The sequence below is a fragment of the Neobacillus soli NBRC 102451 genome (assembly GCF_001591665.1).
GTDB classification, from domain to species: Bacteria; Bacillota; Bacilli; order Bacillales; family Cytobacillaceae; genus Neobacillus; species Neobacillus soli.
The window spans coordinates 1-21,189 of sequence record NZ_BCVI01000017.1 but is presented as its reverse complement, the minus strand read 5'-3'; the positions used below and the strand labels follow the sequence as shown (position 1 = coordinate 21,189).

The following is a 21,189-nucleotide window of genomic DNA, read 5'->3' as shown; positions in this document are numbered from 1 at the left end:
CCTAATTACAATTTATTTGAAATGTATACGTTCCATTACAGAGAAAAGGTGCGGAAAACCCGCACCTTTTCTTTAAAATACCATCTTTTCTTGTAAAAAGCTGATAAGATCCACAATTGGAATTCGTTTTTGTTCCATCGTATCCCGGTCCCGTACCGTCACCATATTGTCTTCTTTTGAGTCAAAGTCATAGGTAATACAAAACGGTGTACCAATTTCATCATGGCGGCGATAACGCTTCCCGATTGAACCAGCCTCATCGTAATCTACTGAAAAATGCTTTGCTAATGCAGCAAAAACTTCTTTTGCCTCTTCAGACAGCTTTTTCGACAATGGGAGGATTGCTGCCTTAAATGGAGCAAGGGCGGGATGGAAATGCATTACCGTTCTTGACGTACCATCTTCCAGCTGTTCCTCTGCAAAGGCATCAATCAAGAATGCGAGTGTTACCCTGTCAGCACCAAGTGAAGGTTCAATACAGTATGGGACATACTTTTCATTCGTTTCAGGATCAAGGTAATGGAAATCTTCACCTGAATATTCCATATGCTGCTTCAAATCATAATCTGTTCGTGAGGCAACACCCCATAATTCGCCCCAGCCAAACGGGAATTTATATTCAAAATCAGTTGTCGCATTACTGTAGTGAGAAAGTTCATCTGCAGAATGGTCGCGCAGGCGTAAATTTTCTTTCGTAAGACCCAATGAATGTAACCAAGTTTCAGCATAGTTCTTCCAATAATCAAACCATTTAAGCTCCTCACCCGGTTTACAGAAAAACTCCAATTCCATTTGTTCGAACTCTCTTGTCCGGAATGTAAAATTACCAGGTGTAATTTCATTACGAAAGCTTTTTCCAATTTGAGCAATACCAAATGGCATTTTCTTCCTCATTGTCCGCTGAACATTTTTAAAGTTAACAAAAATTCCCTGTGCCGTTTCTGGACGTAGAAAAATTTCATTCGTACTTGATTCTGTTACCCCTTGGAAGGTTTTAAACATTAAATTAAACTGGCGTATACCGGTAAACTCATGGCTACCGCAATCAGGGCAGGCAATATTATGCTCTTTAACCAGCTCTTCCATTTTTTCAAACGGGAGACCATCTACAATCATTTCTATTCCTTTTTCATCTAGAGCATTTTCAATTAATTTATCAGCCCGGTGTCTCGCTTTACACTTTTTGCAATCAATCATGGGGTCATTGAAGTTGCCGATATGCCCAGATGCCTCCCATGTGCGCGGGTTCATCAGAATACTGGCGTCTAGTCCAACATTGTAAGGGGACTCTTGAACAAATTTCTTCCACCAAGCCTGTTTGATATTGTTTTTAAATTCAACGCCTAATGGACCGTAATCCCACGTGTTTGCAAGGCCCCCATAAATTTCTGAACCTGGAAAAACAAATCCTCTATGTTTGGCATGTGAAACAACTTTCTCCATCGTAACATCCATTGTTTTTAGCTCCTTTAAATTTATTATTACAAAACAAAAAACTCCCGTTCCTATGCTTTTAAGCATAGGGACGAGAGTTACCCGCGGTTCCACCCTAATTGCTGCTAACATGCAGCCTCTTTAAACTGTGTTAAAATTAACACTCGATTGCTCAGGAACGCCTTCATTAGTGCCCTATACCCTAGCTTACACCATCCTAGGTTCGCTTTTATAGAGATGACTAAGTACTCTTTTCCATCATAGCAATTATTATATTAACCAAAATTTTAACCAAAACTCCAAACATTGTCAACAAGGCTTTTATAAAAGATTACGAAATTGGTCCATGGAATGAAGAAATTTCTTTGATTTGAGATAAAGACCTGAATACTCCTCATAGTATGCCGTAATAACATTCTTGAGCTCGGCCTTGGTTTCTTCTTTAACAGAAATATTTCCTAACCTTGAAAGATCAAAATAATAAAATAGCCGTAATAATTTTACTGTTGCCGGTAATAATTTAAAATGGTATGGATCTTTTTCGAGACAACGATGACAAATAAACCCGCCTTCACGAATCGAAAAAGAAAAATGTCCGTCTGTACTGCCACAAACGGAGCATTGATTTAGGATTGGGTGTAATCCCAAGACATTTAACATTTTCATCTCATAAATATTCATAAGGATATCTGGTTCATACCCTTCATTCATGTAATGCAATGTTTGATAAAGTAATTCAAAATGATAAGGGTCCGGTTTCTTTTCGTCTGTACATTTATCAGTTAATTCAATAATATAACTGGCGTAGGCTGTTAAAAATATGTCTTCACCTATCTGGCGCATAGAAGAAATAATTTCTCCCTGCTGCATACTTCCTAAACCTGTTCCTCGATTCACAAGGAAATATCCATGTGTAAATAGCTGGGTGACGGAGGAAAGGCGGCTGTTAGGCTTTTTAGCACCTCTCGCCATAACTCCTATTTTCCCCCATTCCCTTGTATATATGGTTACAATTTTATTAGTTTCACCATAATCTGTTGTTCTAATAACGATGCCTTCACACTTTTGAAGCATTAAAAGCCACCTTCTTAAATAGCGCGAAAGACTTGCTTATGAAACGGGAAAATCAAGTTGTGCTAGTTCTTCATTCAGATTTCCGGGTATTTCTTGGTTTTCCTTCTCAAGCTCTTTAAAGAGAAGATATGTGTCAATATTACCTGTCTGGAGGAATACTTTCCACGTAAAATCCATCATCGAAAACCCCACCTTTCATTATATAGACTAGCCTTAATTCGGTCCCACACCTTACATTTATCATAGCCTGCCAGCGCAAAAATCATAAGACGAAATATTTGTTAATGTTGTCCATGCATAATTTGATTGATTGAAAAATATTTTAGTTAGGGTAATTAATTAATATTCATCTTCATTGAAGCCATAATCGCGCAGCTGGGACATCTTATTACGCCAATCTTTTTGGACTTTCACCCATAACTCTAGATATACCTTTGACCCAAGGAGATTCTCAATATCAACACGGGCACGCTTTCCTATTTCCTTTAGCATGCTGCCTTGTTTTCCAATAACAATTCCTTTTTGTGAATCACGCTCAACAATCACAGTTGCCATAACATTAATGATATCTTTACCCTCACGTCGTTCCATTTTATCTAAAACGACCGCTAACGAGTGTGGAATTTCTTCCCTTGTTAAATGTAGCGCCTTTTCTCTTATCAACTCAGTAATAATAAACCGTTCAGGATGATCGGTAACCTGGTCGGCAGGATAGTATTGCGGCCCCTCAGGTAAGAAGGACTTAATCTGTTCCAACAGACGCTCTACATTATTACCTTCAAGTGCAGAAATTGGCACGATTTCTTGAAACGAGTATTTTTCTCGATACGAGTCAATAATCGGCAGCAATTCATCAGGATGCACTTGATCAATTTTATTAATGACAAGAAAAATTGGCGTATTTACTGTTTGGAATTTTTCAAGAATAAATTCTTCTCCACGCCCAAATCCTTCTTCAGCATTGACCATAAATAAAATCAAATCAACTTCTTTTAGCGTATTTTGTGCAACCTTCATCATAAAGTCGCCTAATTTGTGTTTTGGTTTATGGATACCTGGTGTATCTATAAAAATCATTTGGGCGTCGTTAAGTGATAACACGCCTTGAATTTTGTTGCGCGTCGTTTGCGGTTTGTCACTCATTATCGCAATTTTTTGGCCAATTACCCGATTAAGAAAGGTTGATTTCCCTACATTCGGCCTGCCTATAATCGAAATAAAACCTGATTTGTAGCCTTTGCTTTCATTCCCGTTATTCAACATGCAAATCCTCCGGTGAGAAGGCACCAGGCAATAAATCTTCAACTGTAATTTCTAGAATATCCCCTTTAAGATTTGTTAAAACCACTTTCATATCTCGCGGGCAAAGTTCAGAAATCACTTGTCGACAGGCACCACACGGAGAACACGGGCGGTCTGTATCGGCTACAACGGCAAGCAAGGCAAAATCCCGATCACCTTGTGAATAGGCACTAAAAAGGGCCGAACGTTCTCCACAGTTGCACATACTGTAAGCGGCATTCTCTATATTACAGCCATGATATACTTTTCCGTCTTTTGTTAACAATGCTGCTCCTACTCCAAATTTGGAATATGGAATATAGGCTTTTTCTCTTGCTTTCTTTGCTTCTTCAATTAATTGTTCGATGTTCACTATTTTTCTTCCCTTCCAGCAATAATCTGCTGTTTCTTTATTTTACCTCAAATTCCATTGAAAATCATTAGTTGCAGCGAAAAAGAAATAAAAAAATTTACAAAACTTTGAATTTTCTCATAATGGAGAAATTCCCCTAGCGGGGTCTTAATGCACTATTAAGTCATTTTACCGAATTCAGAATCCCATTACAAATCGTACAAAAAAATCTCTTATTAAGACAGGATTATAATAGCTTTTGTACATAAGGTAAAAAGATGATTATTCCAATTATAACCGAGAGCACTGCATAAACTAAGACAGCTCCCGCCGCCAAATCCTTTGCTTGTTTCGCAAGGGGGTGATACTCTCCTGTAACGAGGTCAACGACACGCTCGATAGCGGAATTGGTTAATTCTAAGGCAAACATACCGCCTATTGCCAAAAGGATAAATAACCACTCGGTTTTTGTTATGGAGAAATATAAAGATGCGATAACCACAATAATCGAACTAAAAAAATGGAAGCGCATATTTCTCTCAGTTCTAAGGGCAGTCACTATCCCTGTGAACGCAAATGAAAATGTTTTCAACAATGGCAGGGTTTTTCGTTTATCTTGTGAGTCCATACTCGTTTAAAGTTTCCTTTTGCAGCGTGAACATTTCCTTTTCCTCTTCCTCTGTCATATGATCATAACCTAACAAATGCAAAAAACCATGTACAGCCAGGAAGCCAAGTTCTCGAAGAAAAGAATGGCCATATTCCTCTGCCTGCTCCTTTGCCTTTGAAACAGAGATAATGATATCCCCTAAGACACGGGGCATCTCAGCCCCAATCAATTCCATTTCCCCTTCTCCCAGTTCTTCCATTGCAAACGATATAACATCAGTCGGATAATCTTTATCGCGGTACTCCTTATTAATTTCCTGAATTCTTTCATTGGTTACAAAGGTTACAGAAACCTCACTATGCTCTTCAATTTCAAGTTTTTTTGCAGCAAAATTGATTAACCTTTCGATTTCAAGCATTTGTTCTTCAGCTAGTTCATTCGTTTCGTCGATGCAATCAATTAGTAATGTCATGCTTGCTTCACCTTCTTTGTCAATTCTGGATACTCTATTCTCGCATGAAAAATCCCTTTTAAGGTTTCACATAACGTATGGGAGACGATTTCAATTTCTTTAATGGTAATATCACATTCATTTAACTGACCATCCTGAAGGCGGTCAGCAATAATTTTCTTGACAAGCGATTCAATTAATTCGGGTGTGGGCTGTGATAAAGAGCGGACGGCTGCCTCAACACTATCGGCAATGCCGACCACCGCAGATTCCTTTGTCTGTGCCTTTGGACCAGGATAACGATAATCCTCCTCCACTATTTCCGGATTGCTTTGGACCGCCTTATGATAAAAGAATTTCAGCAAAGTTGTCCCATGATGCTGTTCGGCAATATCAATTATTTCCTTTGGCATGTGGTATTTCCTTAAAATAGCTGAACCATCGCTTACATGGGCAATAATGATGTTTGCACTCTTATCTGGCGGCAGACGATCATGCGGATTATCATGATGCATTTGATTTTCGATAAAAAAGTTTGGTCTTTTAGTTTTTCCAATATCATGGTAATAGCTGCCAACCCTTGCCAAAAGGCCATTAGCCCCAATTGCCTCACAAGCAGACTCCGATAAATTGGCAACCATTACACTATGATGATAGGTACCAGGTGCCTCCATTAATATTTTTCGGAGAAGAGGATGATTTGGATTAGATAGTTCAATCAACCTCATCGTTGACAGAATACCAAAACTAGCCTCAAAGAATGGCAGTAACCCAATGGTTAATACCGCCGAACCAACCCCCGAAACAAGGGCAGTGATCAGAAAATATCCGTACTCAAGCCCTGAAAATTGTCCATTAGCCAGGAACATTAACGACAAAATCGTTAATAGATTAACTGCGGCCGCAAATGAGCCCGCTTGCAAAATTTTCAAACGTCGATTCTGGCTGCTCAAAAATAAAATACCCGCCAAGGCGCTGAATAGGACATAGATCCCCTCTGAAAAGTTCAGTGTACCAGCTACCCCTTCATTGAACAAAACACTGCCACAAACCGCCATAATAATCGACATAAGAATGGCCAGCTTTTCGTCGATAAGGATCTTAATTAGCATGCCCCCCATCGCGGCAGGAAATAAATAGCCAATCCAAGCATAATTAACGATTTGCAGCATACTGATGATTTTCATAATAAATACTGAAAGAATAAAAATGATCCCAAATAGTAATAAGTATGTCTGTCTTTTTTCTGGAGTGGATTTCATTTGATAAAAATAATAATAAATGGATGAAAGGATAATGGTAATCAAAACAACTAATCCAATAAATGGTTTAAAGGATTTCTCATTATCCAGTAGACCCACTAACTGTAACTGTCGAAAAATATCCTGGTTAATTAATTCTCCTTCTTCCACAAGTACCTGTCCTTGAAGAATTTTTACCGGCTCCACACTTTCCGCCGCTTGCTGCCTTAGTTCCTCTGTTGCAATCGGGTCATAAAATTCATTCTGTATCACTGCATATCTGCCAAGTTCGATAACGGCAATTCTTAAATTATCATTTAATGTAGTATATTTTAATTCTTCTTCCACTCTTTTTTTGGCATTTTCTACTTCATCAGCGGAAATTCTTTTCGTCATTACATTGTTAATTGCTGTAACGGTCAAATCCTTCGCAATAGATAATTCATCATTACTAGCTTGGACTAATGGAGAAAAAACTTGGTCAGGTAGATCCTTTGTGACACTGGTCGGTAATTTTGCCTTTAATCTTATCGTCCTTTCCGAAACAGTTGGTTCTTGTTTAGCTGGTTTTTCCTCAGGATCCTGTGCTTCCTGCTTCTTTACTTCTTCATTTATTTCAGCATTTACTTCAGCAGATGCTTGAAAAATAGAGGTCATTAAATCGACCCGATTTTGCGTGTATTCCTTTTTTAAGGCATACACATCCTGCACCTGGTCGAGAGCATCCTGACGCTTATTTTCTGTGCTTTTTTTATCCTCCACTGTTCCGGGAGAGCGAATTGTTTTTTCCGCAACCGAAAACAAACTTAAATCCAGCTTTTCAGGCTTTACATTACTAAACATTGCTGCATATAATACGGCACCTAACACAAGAAAAAACAGCACCCGAAAGAAAGTAATATCGAGGAGCTTTCGTATCCGTAAGAAGTGTTGCTGCATTTTATCCAACTAAATCCCTCCACCACGGCCCATGAATATGTTGCATTGCTTATCAAACGTTTACGAATTAATTGGCATAATATTGCTAAAAGCTTGCTTTATGTAAAATGATAACAGTTTTTCTGAGAAGTTTCACCTTCTTTAGAAGAAGATTCTATTGGGTGTTTTAAAATTAAGCAGAAAAAGAGGTAAACCTGGAAACAGGCTTACCCCTTGATTTATGGGTTAATCGCTTTCTTCTCATAAGCTTCAATAATTTTCCCAACAAGCGGATGACGAACCACATCACCTTGTTCAAAGAAAATAAAGGATATGCCATTTACATTTTTTAGGATTCCTTCGGCAACAATTAAGCCCGATTTGGCACCCTTCGGCAAATCAATTTGTGTTTGATCGCCTGTAATAACCATTTTCGAACCAAAGCCAAGTCTAGTCAAAAACATTTTCATCTGCTTATCGGTCGTGTTTTGTGCCTCATCCAGAATAACAAAAGCATCATCCAATGTACGCCCTCTCATATAGGCAAGCGGGGCAATTTCAATCGTACCGCGTTCTATTAACCTTTGTGTATGTTCCGCTCCCAGCACATCATGGAGAGCATCATAGAGAGGCCGTAAATACGGATCTACCTTCTCTTTTAAATCACCAGGCAGGAACCCAAGACTTTCCCCAGCCTCAACCGCGGGCCGTGTTAAAATTATTTTATTAACCTGCCCATTTTTTAGTGCGTTAACAGCCATTACAACCGCAAGATAGGTTTTCCCAGTTCCGGCTGGACCAATCCCAAAAACAAGGTCCGTCTTTTTTATTGCCGTGACATATTGTCTTTGCCCGAGCGTTTTTATTCGAATCGTTTTACCCTTGACATTTTTGCCGATTTCTTCATCGTATAAATTCACAAAATAATCAAGTGTTCCCGCATTTGCCATTTGGATAGCATAGAACACATCTCTTTGGCCAATAGTAATTCCCTTACGGATTACAAATATTAATTTATCAAGAATTTGTCCAGCCAAGAGAACCTTCTCTTCATCCCCTGATAAATTTACCGCTTCTCCCCGGGTGATGATTGAAACATTAAGTTCCTGTTCAATGATTTTTAAATGGGAATCAGCGTTTCCGAGTAAGCTAAGTGCCTCTGCTGGATTTTCAAGTTTTACATTAATGGTAGTTAACTTTTCTGTCATTCTTGAGTCTCCTTGGAAATCGGTTGTCCGACCGCAATATTTTCAATTATCTTAAAATGAATATCTAGTATAACCTTACCATTCTTAATTACTTTCTGTAAAATCTTTTCATCTTTAATGATAGCATCTTCATTTAAATGGCTTTTTATTTCTTTTTCAGCCAACTCAAGTGCCATTTGTTCTGCCTCTTTATTAGTATAGGTGCGCGTAAACTCTTCCCGTTCACGAACCGTTTTATTAATATAAGAAATCGGCAAATCCCATTTTAAAAAATGGATTTTGCGAACATCCTTCTCCGTTTCATATTTCTTAAATTCAGGTTTCCCAAAGCCCCAAACTGGAACTTCTAGTTTCCCCAGTAAAATAGAGTATTTTTGCTTTTCCTTGCCATTATATACTTTAAAGTTGGTAACTATGGGCAGCACGACATGGCTTTTATACCATGTTTCACCCCAAACCTTTCCCTTAGCAGCAACTAGTTCCGTCTTTCCTTCCGGCCCAAATTCACCTGCAACGAGTAATTGTCCTGCCTCGACATGATCGTTTTTTTCCACAACAGCTTGACCAGTTTCAACAAACATATTTACTATGATAGCCTTCTTTTTGGCAATGAGATTTTGGGGTGATAATAGCTCTGGTTTTTTCGGCTCATTCTTTTCAACGACTTGAAGATGAAAGGTTGTCCCCTTTAATTCCACACCAACCCAGGTAAGCTCACCGATATTATTAGTAAGCCGCCTTTGAATCCCTTCGACATTGTCGACTAAAAATTGAACTTTGCCAACTTTGACACCCATCTTGTCCAATTCTTTGCGAATTTGATACTCTGTCTCAGGCTTTGCCCCATTTATTTCAATTCCCCAAATAACGTTGGATAAGAACAACAGAATAAGGAGGAACATTCCAGCCCCTAGCAAAAAACCGCTATTTTTAAACAATCGTTTAATTAAGAAAGGCATCCCGCTCCTTCGTAAAAAGGAGATTGAGCATTCACTTTTCCTTGCATAATGTCTAATGTTCTTGGCATCCCGAAGTCTCATTTTAAAGGTAATCGTCTCGGTTCCATGCCGTTTAACATGCCAAATATGAAGGCCATTCCTTGTCAAGACATTTAAAAAGCGTTCAATCCCCTTACCTGACACCTTCACTGTTACCCTGCCATATAAAAATTCGGTCCACTGATTTTTCATTTTGTTCCTCCCGGATTATCATTTATATAAATGACCTGATCAATTTTTCCTTCGAGCAAAATTTCTTCAGGTAAAATCGTTTTAATTACAAACGATTGACCTTTTATCAATAACTGCCCTTGCTTTAAAAGCAAGCGGAGTTCTTTGTCGGTAAATGCCAGCAATCCTCGATGGTTCTCAACGTACACATGGATTTGCCCAATCATCGTAATGCGGGGTAAATCCATCATGACATCTTGAGGCAGATCCATTTTTTCGGCCATCCAGTTTCGGACTCGTTGGCCCCATTTTTTTGCCATAAAAAAAGAACCCCCTTTCATCTCATATTTTTATTCGTAACTATTGGCGAATTTATGGAAATTCAATTATCCACAACTTCACTTCAGTTACAACCATATGTATGTAATTTGTATATAGGAAGTCCATAGTAAGCACTTATATATTCAATTCTATTATGGAATGAAAGCCTTTATGACAATCCTTGTATTAACCTTTGTATGGTGACATTACTTATTAAGGATTTAAAACTAAGGGGCTTTTCTTAAGAAGAGGGTAGATAAAAAAATCTGATTTAAGATTTTATTTTCCCATTTGGGTATTCTCGACCATTATCATCCTAAACCGAAATTTCTGATTAAAGTTTTTAGCATATGCCCTTTTTTCTGTTATTTCAGCAATTCATTTTTTCTTGTTGAAGGTTAATTTTTTTGATGAAATTTAAAAAGTGTGTGAGACAACTCATACAAATTTATATTCAAAATGAAGATTTTAATAATCGGGAAATTAAATTCAGAGTTTTACAAATATTAAGTATAGACATATACTAAGTGTAACTGTTCTTAATTGAGTCTTAATGCTTCCTCATTAAGAACAGTTTTAATTTTACTATATTATCCGGCATTAACTATTTGGTGGCTAGATGAGTTAATGATGGAATCGGAAAGTGGGGGGATTTTCTTTAAGAAGGATTGAATGGCAGGAAGTGGGTTTAGAAGCATTAAAGGGGACGGGTTAAGGCAGGGAAAAAAGTAAGTGTATGATTTATTCTAGCATCAGCGGCATTAGTACCCTACTAATTAGAAGGGATGGGTACATATGCATACGTCTTTAGAATAACCGATTATTAAATAATAGAATCATAATTTAAAAGGAGGATGGGATAATTGAAGGTAAAAAAGAAGATTATTTCTTCTGCTTTAGCACTATCAGTTGTTCTCGGGACACTGAGCACAGGTGCTTCAGCTGTTACACAGGGGGAAAATAAGACTCAGAATAATGGCGAGTATATTTCTCCGTCATTTAATGTTGAAAAGTGGTCTCCACCATTGAAAAAAGGGTTAAGCAAGCGAGATATTGCCTTTGCTTATCTTGAGAAAAAGAGCCATAAGTTTAAACTAAAAGGTGACATAAAGAATAACTTTAAAGTCATCCAAGAACAAGCAGATAATAAAACCGGCACTCATCATTTTAGGCTTATGGAGCAATATAAAGGAATTCCGATTTTCGGATCTGACTCAACCATTTCGCTTGATAAAAATAACGATGTTACCTCTTTCTTTGGTGAAGTTGTGCCTAGCCTAGACAACGAGAATATCAATACAGTTGCAAAAGTCTCCGAAAATGTTGCAATTGCCACTGCTAAAAAAGCAATTGAAAAGAAAATAGGCAAGGTAAACCAGTACGATGGTGACACTGATGTGGAACAGTTTATCTACGAGCATGATGGTTCGTTCTATAACACATATCTTGTAAAAGTTTCAACTGTAGAGCCAAAAGTTGGATATTGGCACTATTTCATTGATGCAGAAAGCGGAAAGGTTGTTGATCATTATAATGCCTCTGATGAGGTGATCGCGTTTGGTAATGGAGTATTTGGTAACAAGCAAATGTTTGAAGCCCAATTTGCCGATAGTTTGTATGGAATGTATGATGCGACTCGAGGAAAAGGTGTCGTCACAAATGATGCGAAGAATAGCAATAAAATGGTTACTAGTGCGGGTCTAATGTTTAAAGATGGAGCATCTGTAGATGCCCATGCAAATGCACAGAAGGTTTATGATTATTTTAAAAAGACATTTGACCGTAATTCAGTAGACAATAATGGACAACAATTGATTTCAGCTGTCCATGTGAATACGAATTGGAATAATGCATCATGGAATGGCAGAACCATGTCGTATGGTGATGGTGATGGTGTTTTATATCACAACTTTGCCGGCGGATTGGATGTTGCTGCGCATGAGATGACACATGGAGTAACACAACACACAGCAAATTTAGTCTATCGCGATGAATCCGGTGCTTTAAATGAATCGATATCCGATATATTTGCGGCTATGGTTGACAGAGGCGATCAAGAATGGTTAATTGGCGAAAAGATCGTTAAAGATGGACGAAAAGCCTTGCGTTCCATGAGTAATCCAGCCGAAATCGTTGATGTAAGGACGGTTACTGGTTATTCACCTGATCACTGGACGAAAAGATATACCGGAACATTAGATAGTGGCGGCGTTCATATCAACAGTAGTATTAATAATAAAGCTGCATATCTAATTTCAGAGGGTGGCAAGCATTACGGAATAACAGTAAAAGGAGTGGGACGTGAAGCAACAGAACAAATCTATTACCGTGCCCTCTCAAAATATTTAACTAGCAGTTCAGACTTTAAGATGATGAGACAAGCTGCCACTCTAGCTGCGATTGATTTATACGGAAGTACGTCAGCACAAGTGAAAGCTGTCGAAGATGCTTATGATGCTGTAGGTGTTTACAATGAATTAAAGGTAGGAAATGTTAACATTGTTCCGCTTCAAGTAACTGGTTCGCCAAAGGATCGGTTAAATCTAATTATCTTTGGTGATGGATATACACCTCAAGAGATGGACAAATTCCGCCAAGATGTGGAAAGGAATCAGAACGTCCAGTGGAGTGTCGAACCGTTTCGCAGCTATCGTTACTATTTCAATGTGTACATGGTCGAAACTCCATCTAAAGATTCAGGAATCAGCTGTGACCCTGATGATGGAAACGTCCGCCGTGACACGGTGCTAGGCTTGGAGTACGCGACCAAATGTCCAGCTGAAAAGCTAGCACGCGGTATCACATATTCTACTGCCGGAAATACATCACGTAATAACCTACTTTCTCAATACGTGGCACCGGCTCTTGGCATCGCTTCCAATGCACAGAACATCCAAACACTTGCACTTGCCAATACCTTTACTTATGGTGGGATCGGCGGCGTTCAGGCTACAACTTCTGGTGGAAGCCCACAAGGACCGTTAGTCTCCACACACGAACTTGGGCATTCCTTAGGAAACTTGCAAGATGAATACCCGTATTCAAGCCGTGAAGTACCTGGCACACCACATCCGAATAGTGAGCCAAGTTCGGTCCATCATACGCGGATGACATCCGCGGAGATGATTGATAAAAAGGCTAAATGGTGGCGCTGGCTAGGTGAGGAAAGTGAATCAGGCGGTATCATCCGCGCAGCAGATCCTGATGGCTATGAGAGTGGAAGTACACGCGGATCGAATGTTTGGCGTCCAAGTGAGCACTCCATGATGAGATGGCTCGGATTCTACTTCGACCAAGTCGGCCGTGAGCAGATGACCCAGCGGATCACCGGTATGCGCAACGCCAATGAGATGCCAATGACTTCCACTCCTGTGGGTGAGGTCGGATCTCATGATGTAGTATGGGTTGAGACGATGCATCCAAGGTTCCACGCTTTGGAAGTGGCCTGGGAAGTGAACGGCAAAGAGGTAGCGAATTCGCATAACAGTCGCTTCCTAAAGCTTAGTGATCTAAATGTTAAGACAGGGGACACTGTGAAGGTGACAGTGAAAGACAAGACTGAGTTCGTACGCGACCCGAGTTTCCTAGATGGCCCAAGAATGACTCAAACGCGTCAGTGGACTGTAGGTAAGGCTCTTCCTAAGACAAGCGTAAACGTGATATTTAACACGTCCACACCAACGAACCGCGCCGTAGCTCACAACGAGGTGGTCTTTGTCGAGACACCGTATCCGAATGATCGGGTTCTAAACGTGACTTGGACCCTTAACGGTGAAAAGTTAACAGAGACAAATAACAGCCGACTTCTGGATCTAGGTAAACTCAATCTGCCTAGTGGTTCCTCGAAGCTGATAGCGACCTTAACTGATCCTGCTGGCAGCGGTTCAGACACGATTACCTGGACGGTTGATAATGGTCTTCCAACAGCACCGAGGACGCTTTCGGAGCCACTAACAACGTTGGCTGACGATGTTGAACATAACGTCTACTTTAATGAGTTCGATGTATTGCTTAAACCAGAGGATGATCAGCCAGGGTTTGTCGTAGGAGAGCTTCGTCTGAACAAAGACGGCTGGTTCAACTACTTTGGTTTCCCTGAGAAGCCTGTCGGAACGCCGTTTAAGTTCTCCCATTCGGGCTCTGATGTGAAAGCACTGACATACGGTAACCTAGGTAAAGGAGGACCATCGAAGGCGACTTTCGAGCAATCGTACACTGCGAAAGACCCTGGTGGTGCATTCGTTCCTGGCTTTGGTACGCATCTTGTTGAGCACCGAGCAATTGATGCTACAGGAAACATCGGCAATTCCGACAGTTTCAAAGCGACTGTTCTACCTGGAAATCTGCCTACTTGTACCACAACACTTACAGGTAACCAAAACGGAATTGATGTCACAGAGGGTGTAATTTGCCTTAAGAATGCAACAGTCGACGGTGAAGTTACGGTTCACCAAGGTGCATCACTAGTAGTATTTAACAGTACTATTAATGGTAGCATGCATACTGAAGCCGCGAACGCGGTCCAGATGTTTGGAACTACGGTGAATGGTCCATCCTATATCTCTGGAACGGTCAGTAATGTGACCTTGGCAGGGAACAAGTTCAATGATGATCTTGACTTATCTAACAACAATCAGATTTCAGCTAATAAACAGTACGGCGAGTATGGACCTATAATGGCTGGCAACTATGTTGACGGTAGCCTTTATTGTATCGGCAATAGCTCAACGGTTACCGATTTCGGTGCCGGCAACGATTTGGGTGGAACCATAACCGGCCAGTGTAGAACTCTCAATCCTAAACAACCTGTTGTAGGGGCAGAGGCATACAAACACACGGAATACCTATCTGAAAAAATCGGAACAAGGGTGACTGGTACTGCAAACGAAGAAAAAGCAGGCACTTACCTCTTTGACGAAATGGAAAAACTAGGATTCCAACCTATAAAACAAAAATTTTCCTATACTACTAGGGGCGTTACAACAAATACAGCAAATATCATAGGCGTTAGGAAAGGTAATACAAATAATACAACCCATAAACAAATCATTGTCGGTGCTCATTATGATTCCGTCAATGTGGGAAGAGGGGCAGATGACAATGCCTCAAGTATTGGAGTTATCTTAGAAACGGCCAAAGCGCTCCAAAAGAAAAATCTTCAATATGATATTAAATTTATTTTCTTTGGAGCAGAGGAGACAGGCACTCGGGGATCCAATTACTATGTATCCCAAATGTCCAAGGAAGAGATCGCTAATACTGTTGCTATGATTAATCTCGACAGTTTGCTGGCGGGGGATAAAGTTTATGCATACGGTAGTCCGGGGGCAAAAGGCTGGATTCGTGATCTTGCTTTTGATATTGCCGATAAAAAACACATTCCATTGGAAACAAATCCTGGTCTAAATAAAAGTTACCCTAAAGGAACGACTGGTGATTGGAGCGATCATGCAGCATTCCAAAAAGCAGGCATTCCAATTGGTTACTTAGAAGCAACAAACTGGGAAATTGGTGATTTGGATGGATACACGCAAACTGTGAAGCATGGGGGGATTTGGCATACGAAAAATGATAATTTAGCATTTCTTGAAAAGGAGTTCCCAGGAAGAGTAGCAGCACATTTAGAACAATTTACACTAATTCTTACAGGGCTATTGACAAATATTGAGAAGGTAAAATAAAAATTAGAAGACCCCTGCCGAAGTTTATCTTTGGTGGGGGTTTATTAGATTTGGAAAAAGGCTACAAAAATCAGCAAAGATTATTGGATAAAAAATTCGGGTGGTGACAGGTACTGTGTTTGATTCCGTTAAAAAAGAACCCCTTGTATTACATCTCATATTTATGAAATGTAGCACAGGGGGTTCTAGCACATCTTTTTCGATTTAACTCCGTTGATTTATCTAGGCCCAGCCTAGAATCTTCTTGGATTATAGGGTTTCTTTGAACGTGGCTCACCAAGAATCTCCGACCAGATGATTCCGTTAATTACAGCCTTTCGATCTGGTTCGTCAGAAAAAACGGGCTCATCCTTTGCATCTTTAACTTCTAAATTCTCTTTCACTCTTACCTTGTCTTGTTGCCTAGGATTTGTTGGGCCAATCAATTCTGACTGATTATCCTGATTGCCTTGTTTCATTTGGAGATGTTTTTCTTCAATATTTTTCAGACCGCCTGACTGAAAATCCTTTTGCATTGTTTTAATCTCTTCTATTGCCTGATCTGTTGTTTGGTTTTGGAAAAGTGCTCGAAACTCATCGAGACCATTGACTGAAAATGGTTTACTTTTAGGATCTTGTTTATTTCCTTTTGCTTTACCAAAAACGGATGTGATTACTCCGATGATAATCATGATTAGTATCGTCGTATTCAAAAGTCCACCCCCTTCTTAACGCTTCGAATGGTGGTTTATTTGTCGTCTTTCTTCTCACCAGTTATTTTCCCAATTGAACCTCTCATTTCTGTATCCGCAGAAATGTTTTTAAAATTCATATAGTCCATCACACCGATATTTCCTGATTTAAGTGCCTCAGCCATTGCAAGCGGAACTTCTGCCTCCGATTCAACAACCTTCGCTCTCATTTCTTGTACCTTTGCCATCATTTCTTGTTCCGAAGCCACTGCCATCGCCCGACGCTCTTCAGCTTTCGCTTGGGCAATTTTCTTGTCGGCTTCAGCTTGTTCTGTTTGTAATTCTGCCCCGATATTTTTGCCGATATCTACATCCGCAATGTCAATCGATAAGATTTCAAAGGCCGTACCCGCATCAAGTCCTTTTGCTAAGACAGTTTGCGAAATTAACTCGGGATTTTCTAATACCTTGCTGTGATTAATCGATGAACCAATCGTTGAAACAACACCCTCACCAACACGGGCTACCACAGTTTCTTCTCCCGCTCCACCGACAAGACGCCCAATATTCGCGCGAACAGTAATTCTTGCTTTTACTTTTACTTCGATACCGTTCATAGCGACACCAGCAATAAAAGGTGTTTCGATTACTTTTGGATTAACACTCATTTGTACCGCTTCTAGAACATCACGGCCAGCAAGGTCAATGGCAGCACAACGTTCAAATGATAATTCAATATTGGCCCGATGAGCGGCAATCAGTGCATTTACCACTCTGTCGACATTCCCGCCGGCAAGGTAATGACTTTCAAGCTGATTGATGCTTACATCTAAACCTGCTTTCGAGGCTTTAATAAGCGGGTTAACCACTCTGCTCGGCGTTACCCTCCTAAGCCTCATCCCAACCAATGTGAAAATACTAATTCGGACTCCTGCAGCGAGCGCTGAAATCCAAAGCATGACTGGTACAAACGATAATAAAATCCCTAAAAGTATTACGGCAACAAATACAACGGCAATGATAAAAATTGTTCCATTGTTAATATCCATTTTTTAACCCCCTTCTATTTTTCCAACGGTCTAACAACAATGCGGACACCTTCGACTTTAATGACTTTAACGGTAGCATTTTGCTCGATAAAGCCACCTTCACTCACCACATCGACTCGTTCATTGTTAAGAATTACTGTTCCAGACGGCCGTAACATCGTTAAAGCAGTCCCTTCCATTCCCACCAGTTCTAGACGATTAATATTGGAAACATACCCATCCTCGGTTCTGGCAGAATCAACCAGTACCATTTTACTAAAAAGAACTAGCTTTTTATCAAACATCTTAATCATAATAAAGAAAACTACGGTAGAAAAGAATATGGCAATTAAAATAGAAACCCCAATTTGCATGGCATTTTCACCTGCTAAGAACAGGCTTAAAATTAATGCAGCCACACCAAGTGTTCCTGAAATAGCCCCAGGCAAAAAGAACTCCAAAAAAATAAGAACAATTCCTGCTAAAAATAACAATATTGTGCCATACCCTGCAAGCCCTGCTAGAAAATGCCCATAAAAGAATAAAATAAGCGCAAATATCCCTATAAATCCAGCGACACCAATCTTTGGTGAAAAAAGTTCCAACACGATTCCAACTCCTGCAATCGTTAACAGAACGGTTATTACAAGCGGGTCAGTAAGAAATGCAACCATCCGAATTCCCCCTTCCTTTTCATCTGACTATACTCTATACGTTCCTATTCCCAAAAGGTTTCATTTTTATGCAAATTATCCTTTGCATGCCACGCATTATTTACTAGCTGTTGCACTAAACTCCCTTTTACGTAAAAAGACCACAAGCCAGAGCCTGCAGTCTTTGTGTCAGAATACTATGAAAGGTGTTGTTGTACAAATTTATTTACAAGTGACCCATCTGCTTTACCCTTAACTTTAGGCATAATCGCAGCCATCACTTTTCCCATTTCCGCCTTTGATTTTGCCCCGACTTCAGCAATCGTTTCTTTCACAATTTCCGCCAACTCATCTTCAGAAAGTTGTTGCGGCATATACTGTTCCACGATAGCCAACTCTGTACGCAATTTATCAACAAGGTCTTCACGACCAGCTTTACCAAATTCATGGAGGGAATCTTTGCGTTGTTTTACTTCGCGAGAAAGGATTGTTAACTCTACATCTTCAGAAATCTCTTTCGTTCCTAGCTTAATTGCTTCATTTTGCAAAGAAGCTTTCACCATCCGAATTACAGAGAGTTTGTCTTTTTCCTTATTTTTCATCGCTTGTTTCATATCATTATTTAAACGCTCGAGAAGACTCATTACATACACCCTCTCTTAGAACTTACGTTTTCTAGCAGCCTCAGACTTCTTCTTGCGTTTTACACTAGGCTTTTCATAGAATTCGCGCTTTCTAGCTTCTTGTATAGTACCAGATTTAGATACCGTACGTTTGAAGCGACGAAGAGCATCTTCAAGCGATTCGTTTTTACGAACAACAGTTTTAGACATTCTCTTTCCCTCCCTCCGAACACAACACACTTACATTCAATCCATGTACCTTGCAATTATAATATAACCTTGATACAAGGTCAACTGAAAATCTCAGTCATAAAACAGGCTTTTTGTTTTTGGCTATTTTCTAAAAGATTGTAGCTTTTATTGATTCGCTGATAAAATTGAAGATTCGCTGATAAAAGGGTCGAATTCGCTAATAAAATTGTAGATTCGCTAATAAACATCCAAAATCCGCTGATATATCTGTTCCACATATAAATAAGGTGTATTTTTACACTATTCCAATGTTTTTTGGAGATATAATGAGGGTTAATAACAACATTCTTTACGAATACAGCTTTGTTTTTTTAATCTTGAAGACGTAAATTTTTTACAGCCTGCCTTAATTTTCCCTAAAATAGCATGTCTCTCCCTCGATGACCATACAATGAAGCGAGAGGGGGCCTAAGACATGCTTTACATAATATTATTTGTTCTCTGTATTTTATTATTTATTTTCGGAATGACCATAATTAGGTTTGGATTGTTTAATTTGTCGGCAGATAAATTGAAAACATGGCTGATAAAATTAACTAGTACACCATTAAAAGGTATGTTGACGGGAACTTTTATTACAGCCCTTTTACAAAGCAGTTCTGCCGTTATGGTAATTACGATTGGATTAATTTCAGCAAGGATTATGACCTTTCCACAGTCCATCGGTATTATCCTTGGCACAAATATTGGAACTACTTTTAAAACAGAATTAATTACCTTTAATTTAGATAGAGTCCTTGTGCCGCTTGCCATTTGTGGGGCCTTGCTTATTTTATTTAAAAATAAGAAAGCAAGAAGTATTGGGATGCTATTGTTTGGAATCGCCTCTGTATTCACGGCCATGAAGGGGTTTGAATTATTAGCGCAGCCTTTAACGTCGATGAATTTTATCAATAATTTTATCCTGTCGATAAATGATAATATTCTTTTTAGCTTATTAACTGGTGCTGTGATTACGGCTGTTATCCAGTCAAGTACGGCAATGACCGGGATTGCCATGGGTTTTCTAACAGCTGGGCTGCTGCAGCTCGATGCGGGAATTGCGATTGTTCTCGGAGCAAATATTGGGACGTGTATCACAGCCGTTATTGCTTCGATTGGTGGTGGAAAGGAATCGAGATTAGCAGCCTTTGCCCATGTTTGGCTCAATGTATTCGGAGTACTGCTCTTTATTCCACTGATTCCGATGCTCACGGAAAATGCTGGACTGCTTGCAAGCACAAAGGATGTGCAATTAGCACATATTAGTGTCATTTTTAATGTGGCCACCTCCCTGCTCGTTTTACCATTTGCAACAAGGTTTGGGGAGATGATTTTATATTTACATGATCGCAGGCCTAAACGGCCTGTATCTTAAAAAGGCAGCATAAAATGCTGCCGGGTTCCGTTTCTTATCACAAACATTAAAAATGTAAGATAAAATGAGTGCCAATTTGCATATGAAATTGACACTCATTTTTTATTGGATTTGTGACGAAATTAGATAAAAAATTTGCATAGGAAAATGCACCGCAAATTGTAGGGGTACAATGGCTGTTGTACCTCTACAATTTTACCCTCAATTTGGTATACAATTTGTCTTACAAAAAAACACACAATAATTGGATATATATGTTAAGATGATGTCTTTTCCTAATTTTAGTAACCAGTGATTGTTAAGCGGAGATTTTCCGGTTAGTTCGCAGAATGAGCCCGATTTGGGGGATATAAGCGGAGATTTTCCGAATAAGCAAAAAAAAATTACCCATTTTCACGTTTTTCGAGTCAATAGCCGGAATATGTCCGTCTATTTATGCTATTTTCAGTGCTATTTGCTAATTAAGCGGAATTTCTCCGCTTATTTAGCAAACCATGCTGATTCCTTATCTGGATCCGCTCTTTTATGGATGGCGGGAGCAAAAATAAACTGGCTCAGTATAGTGAACTGAGCCAGTTTATTTTTAAATGCAAAAACAGATACAAAGGGCAGTACAAATTGGGATGCATTTTCGGATTTTGCGACAGGAAACGGAACCCGTTAATAAAATGCTGCCTTTTTTGGTGATTTCGATTGGTCGGGCACTGTTTTATGACTTCGGAACGTTTTTTTCCCTCTCAAGGGCACAATTAATTTTTTTTGAGATCGTGACTACCTCTTTTTTCCCTTCAAGGGGACTCTAAACCTCTCTCAGTGCCCTTCCTTGCCAGGCTTTTTTCTTGTCCACGGGCACTCTGTACCTCTC

The 21,189-nt window shown here is 39.5% G+C and carries 18 protein-coding genes, 1 pseudogene and 1 other annotated feature; of the genes and pseudogenes, 3 read left to right on the top strand and 16 right to left on the bottom strand.

Going from position 1 to position 21,189, the window contains the following annotated elements:
* Positions 1-72 precede the first annotated feature (72 nt).
* The 11 genes from BSO02S_RS06355 to yqfC all read right to left on the bottom strand — a co-directional run bounded on the left by BSO02S_RS06355 (position 73) and on the right by yqfC (position 10,058).
* The gene (locus BSO02S_RS06355) at positions 73-1,455 is read right to left on the bottom strand and encodes a glycine--tRNA ligase (RefSeq protein ID WP_066064288.1); all 1,383 of its coding nucleotides are present in this window, start codon (positions 1,453-1,455) and stop codon (positions 73-75) included.
* 63 nt (positions 1,456-1,518) lie between these two features.
* Positions 1,519-1,705: a binding site (T-box leader), on the bottom strand.
* 50 nt (positions 1,706-1,755) lie between these two features.
* Complete coding sequence (gene recO, locus BSO02S_RS06350; protein ID WP_066064141.1) at positions 1,756-2,508, bottom strand: DNA repair protein RecO; 753 nt, start codon at positions 2,506-2,508, stop codon at positions 1,756-1,758.
* A 36-nt stretch (positions 2,509-2,544) separates the two neighbouring features.
* On the bottom strand, positions 2,545-2,688 hold the full coding sequence (locus BSO02S_RS26195) for a YqzL family protein (RefSeq protein WP_007087594.1): 144 nt from the start codon (positions 2,686-2,688) through the stop codon (positions 2,545-2,547).
* Between the two features lie 159 nt (positions 2,689-2,847).
* The gene (gene era, locus BSO02S_RS06345; RefSeq protein ID WP_096190845.1) at positions 2,848-3,771 is read right to left on the bottom strand and encodes a GTPase Era; all 924 of its coding nucleotides are present in this window, start codon (positions 3,769-3,771) and stop codon (positions 2,848-2,850) included.
* The gene (locus tag BSO02S_RS06340; protein WP_066064138.1) at positions 3,761-4,162 is read right to left on the bottom strand and encodes a cytidine deaminase; all 402 of its coding nucleotides are present in this window, start codon (positions 4,160-4,162) and stop codon (positions 3,761-3,763) included. The genes era and BSO02S_RS06340 overlap by 11 nt, the downstream gene beginning before the upstream one ends.
* A 226-nt stretch (positions 4,163-4,388) precedes the next feature.
* Positions 4,389-4,769: a diacylglycerol kinase family protein gene (locus BSO02S_RS06335; protein ID WP_066064135.1), complete on the bottom strand. Its 381-nt coding sequence runs from the start codon at positions 4,767-4,769 to the stop codon at positions 4,389-4,391.
* Complete coding sequence (gene ybeY, locus BSO02S_RS06330; protein ID WP_066064130.1) at positions 4,753-5,223, bottom strand: rRNA maturation RNase YbeY; 471 nt, start codon at positions 5,221-5,223, stop codon at positions 4,753-4,755. Before ybeY ends, BSO02S_RS06335 begins: the two co-directional genes overlap by 17 nt.
* Positions 5,220-7,382, bottom strand: a complete 2,163-nt coding sequence (locus tag BSO02S_RS06325) for an HD family phosphohydrolase (RefSeq protein ID WP_235846874.1) — start codon at positions 7,380-7,382, stop codon at positions 5,220-5,222. Before BSO02S_RS06325 ends, ybeY begins: the two co-directional genes overlap by 4 nt.
* Before the next feature lie 218 nt (positions 7,383-7,600).
* The gene (locus tag BSO02S_RS06320; RefSeq protein WP_066064124.1) at positions 7,601-8,569 is read right to left on the bottom strand and encodes a PhoH family protein; all 969 of its coding nucleotides are present in this window, start codon (positions 8,567-8,569) and stop codon (positions 7,601-7,603) included.
* Positions 8,566-9,759: a sporulation protein YqfD gene (gene yqfD / locus BSO02S_RS06315; RefSeq protein ID WP_066064121.1), complete on the bottom strand. Its 1,194-nt coding sequence runs from the start codon at positions 9,757-9,759 to the stop codon at positions 8,566-8,568. The genes BSO02S_RS06320 and yqfD overlap by 4 nt, the downstream gene beginning before the upstream one ends.
* Positions 9,756-10,058: a sporulation protein YqfC gene (yqfC, locus tag BSO02S_RS06310; RefSeq protein WP_066064118.1), complete on the bottom strand. Its 303-nt coding sequence runs from the start codon at positions 10,056-10,058 to the stop codon at positions 9,756-9,758. Before yqfC ends, yqfD begins: the two co-directional genes overlap by 4 nt.
* Positions 10,059-10,922: 864 nt before the next feature.
* On the opposite strand from yqfC, the pseudogene BSO02S_RS27880 reads away from it, so the two are divergent.
* Together BSO02S_RS27880 and BSO02S_RS27740 are read left to right on the top strand one after the other, a co-directional pair.
* Positions 10,923-12,530, top strand: a pseudogene (locus BSO02S_RS27880) (M4 family metallopeptidase); the annotation flags it as partial.
* Positions 12,531-12,557: 27 nt separating this feature from the next.
* On the top strand, positions 12,558-15,740 hold the full coding sequence (locus BSO02S_RS27740; protein ID WP_235846873.1) for a M20/M25/M40 family metallo-hydrolase: 3,183 nt from the start codon (positions 12,558-12,560) through the stop codon (positions 15,738-15,740).
* Positions 15,741-15,973: 233 nt separating this feature from the next.
* Here BSO02S_RS27740 and BSO02S_RS06300 read toward each other — a convergent pair whose 3' ends face one another.
* The 5 genes from BSO02S_RS06300 to rpsU all read right to left on the bottom strand — a co-directional run bounded on the left by BSO02S_RS06300 (position 15,974) and on the right by rpsU (position 18,925).
* Positions 15,974-16,432 carry a YqfB family membrane protein gene (locus tag BSO02S_RS06300; protein WP_066064115.1) on the bottom strand — a complete coding sequence of 153 codons (459 nt, stop codon included), beginning with the start codon at positions 16,430-16,432 and terminating at the stop codon, positions 15,974-15,976.
* A 35-nt stretch (positions 16,433-16,467) separates the two neighbouring features.
* Positions 16,468-17,460, bottom strand: coding sequence for a flotillin-like protein FloA (gene floA / locus BSO02S_RS06295; RefSeq protein ID WP_066064112.1), 993 nt, complete (start codon positions 17,458-17,460; stop codon positions 16,468-16,470).
* A gap of 14 nt (positions 17,461-17,474) precedes the next feature.
* The gene (locus BSO02S_RS06290; protein ID WP_066064109.1) at positions 17,475-18,113 is read right to left on the bottom strand and encodes an NfeD family protein; all 639 of its coding nucleotides are present in this window, start codon (positions 18,111-18,113) and stop codon (positions 17,475-17,477) included.
* A gap of 176 nt (positions 18,114-18,289) precedes the next feature.
* Positions 18,290-18,736, bottom strand: coding sequence for a GatB/YqeY domain-containing protein (locus BSO02S_RS06285; RefSeq protein WP_066064106.1), 447 nt, complete (start codon positions 18,734-18,736; stop codon positions 18,290-18,292).
* A 15-nt stretch (positions 18,737-18,751) separates the two neighbouring features.
* Positions 18,752-18,925 (bottom strand): 30S ribosomal protein S21, encoded by a 174-nt coding sequence (rpsU, locus tag BSO02S_RS06280; protein WP_015595024.1) that lies wholly within the window; start codon positions 18,923-18,925, stop codon positions 18,752-18,754.
* Positions 18,926-19,382: 457 nt separating this feature from the next.
* Between rpsU and BSO02S_RS06275 the strand changes: the two genes are divergently transcribed.
* Complete coding sequence (locus tag BSO02S_RS06275) at positions 19,383-20,324, top strand: Na/Pi symporter (protein WP_066064104.1); 942 nt, start codon at positions 19,383-19,385, stop codon at positions 20,322-20,324.
* Positions 20,325-21,189 lie beyond the last annotated feature (865 nt).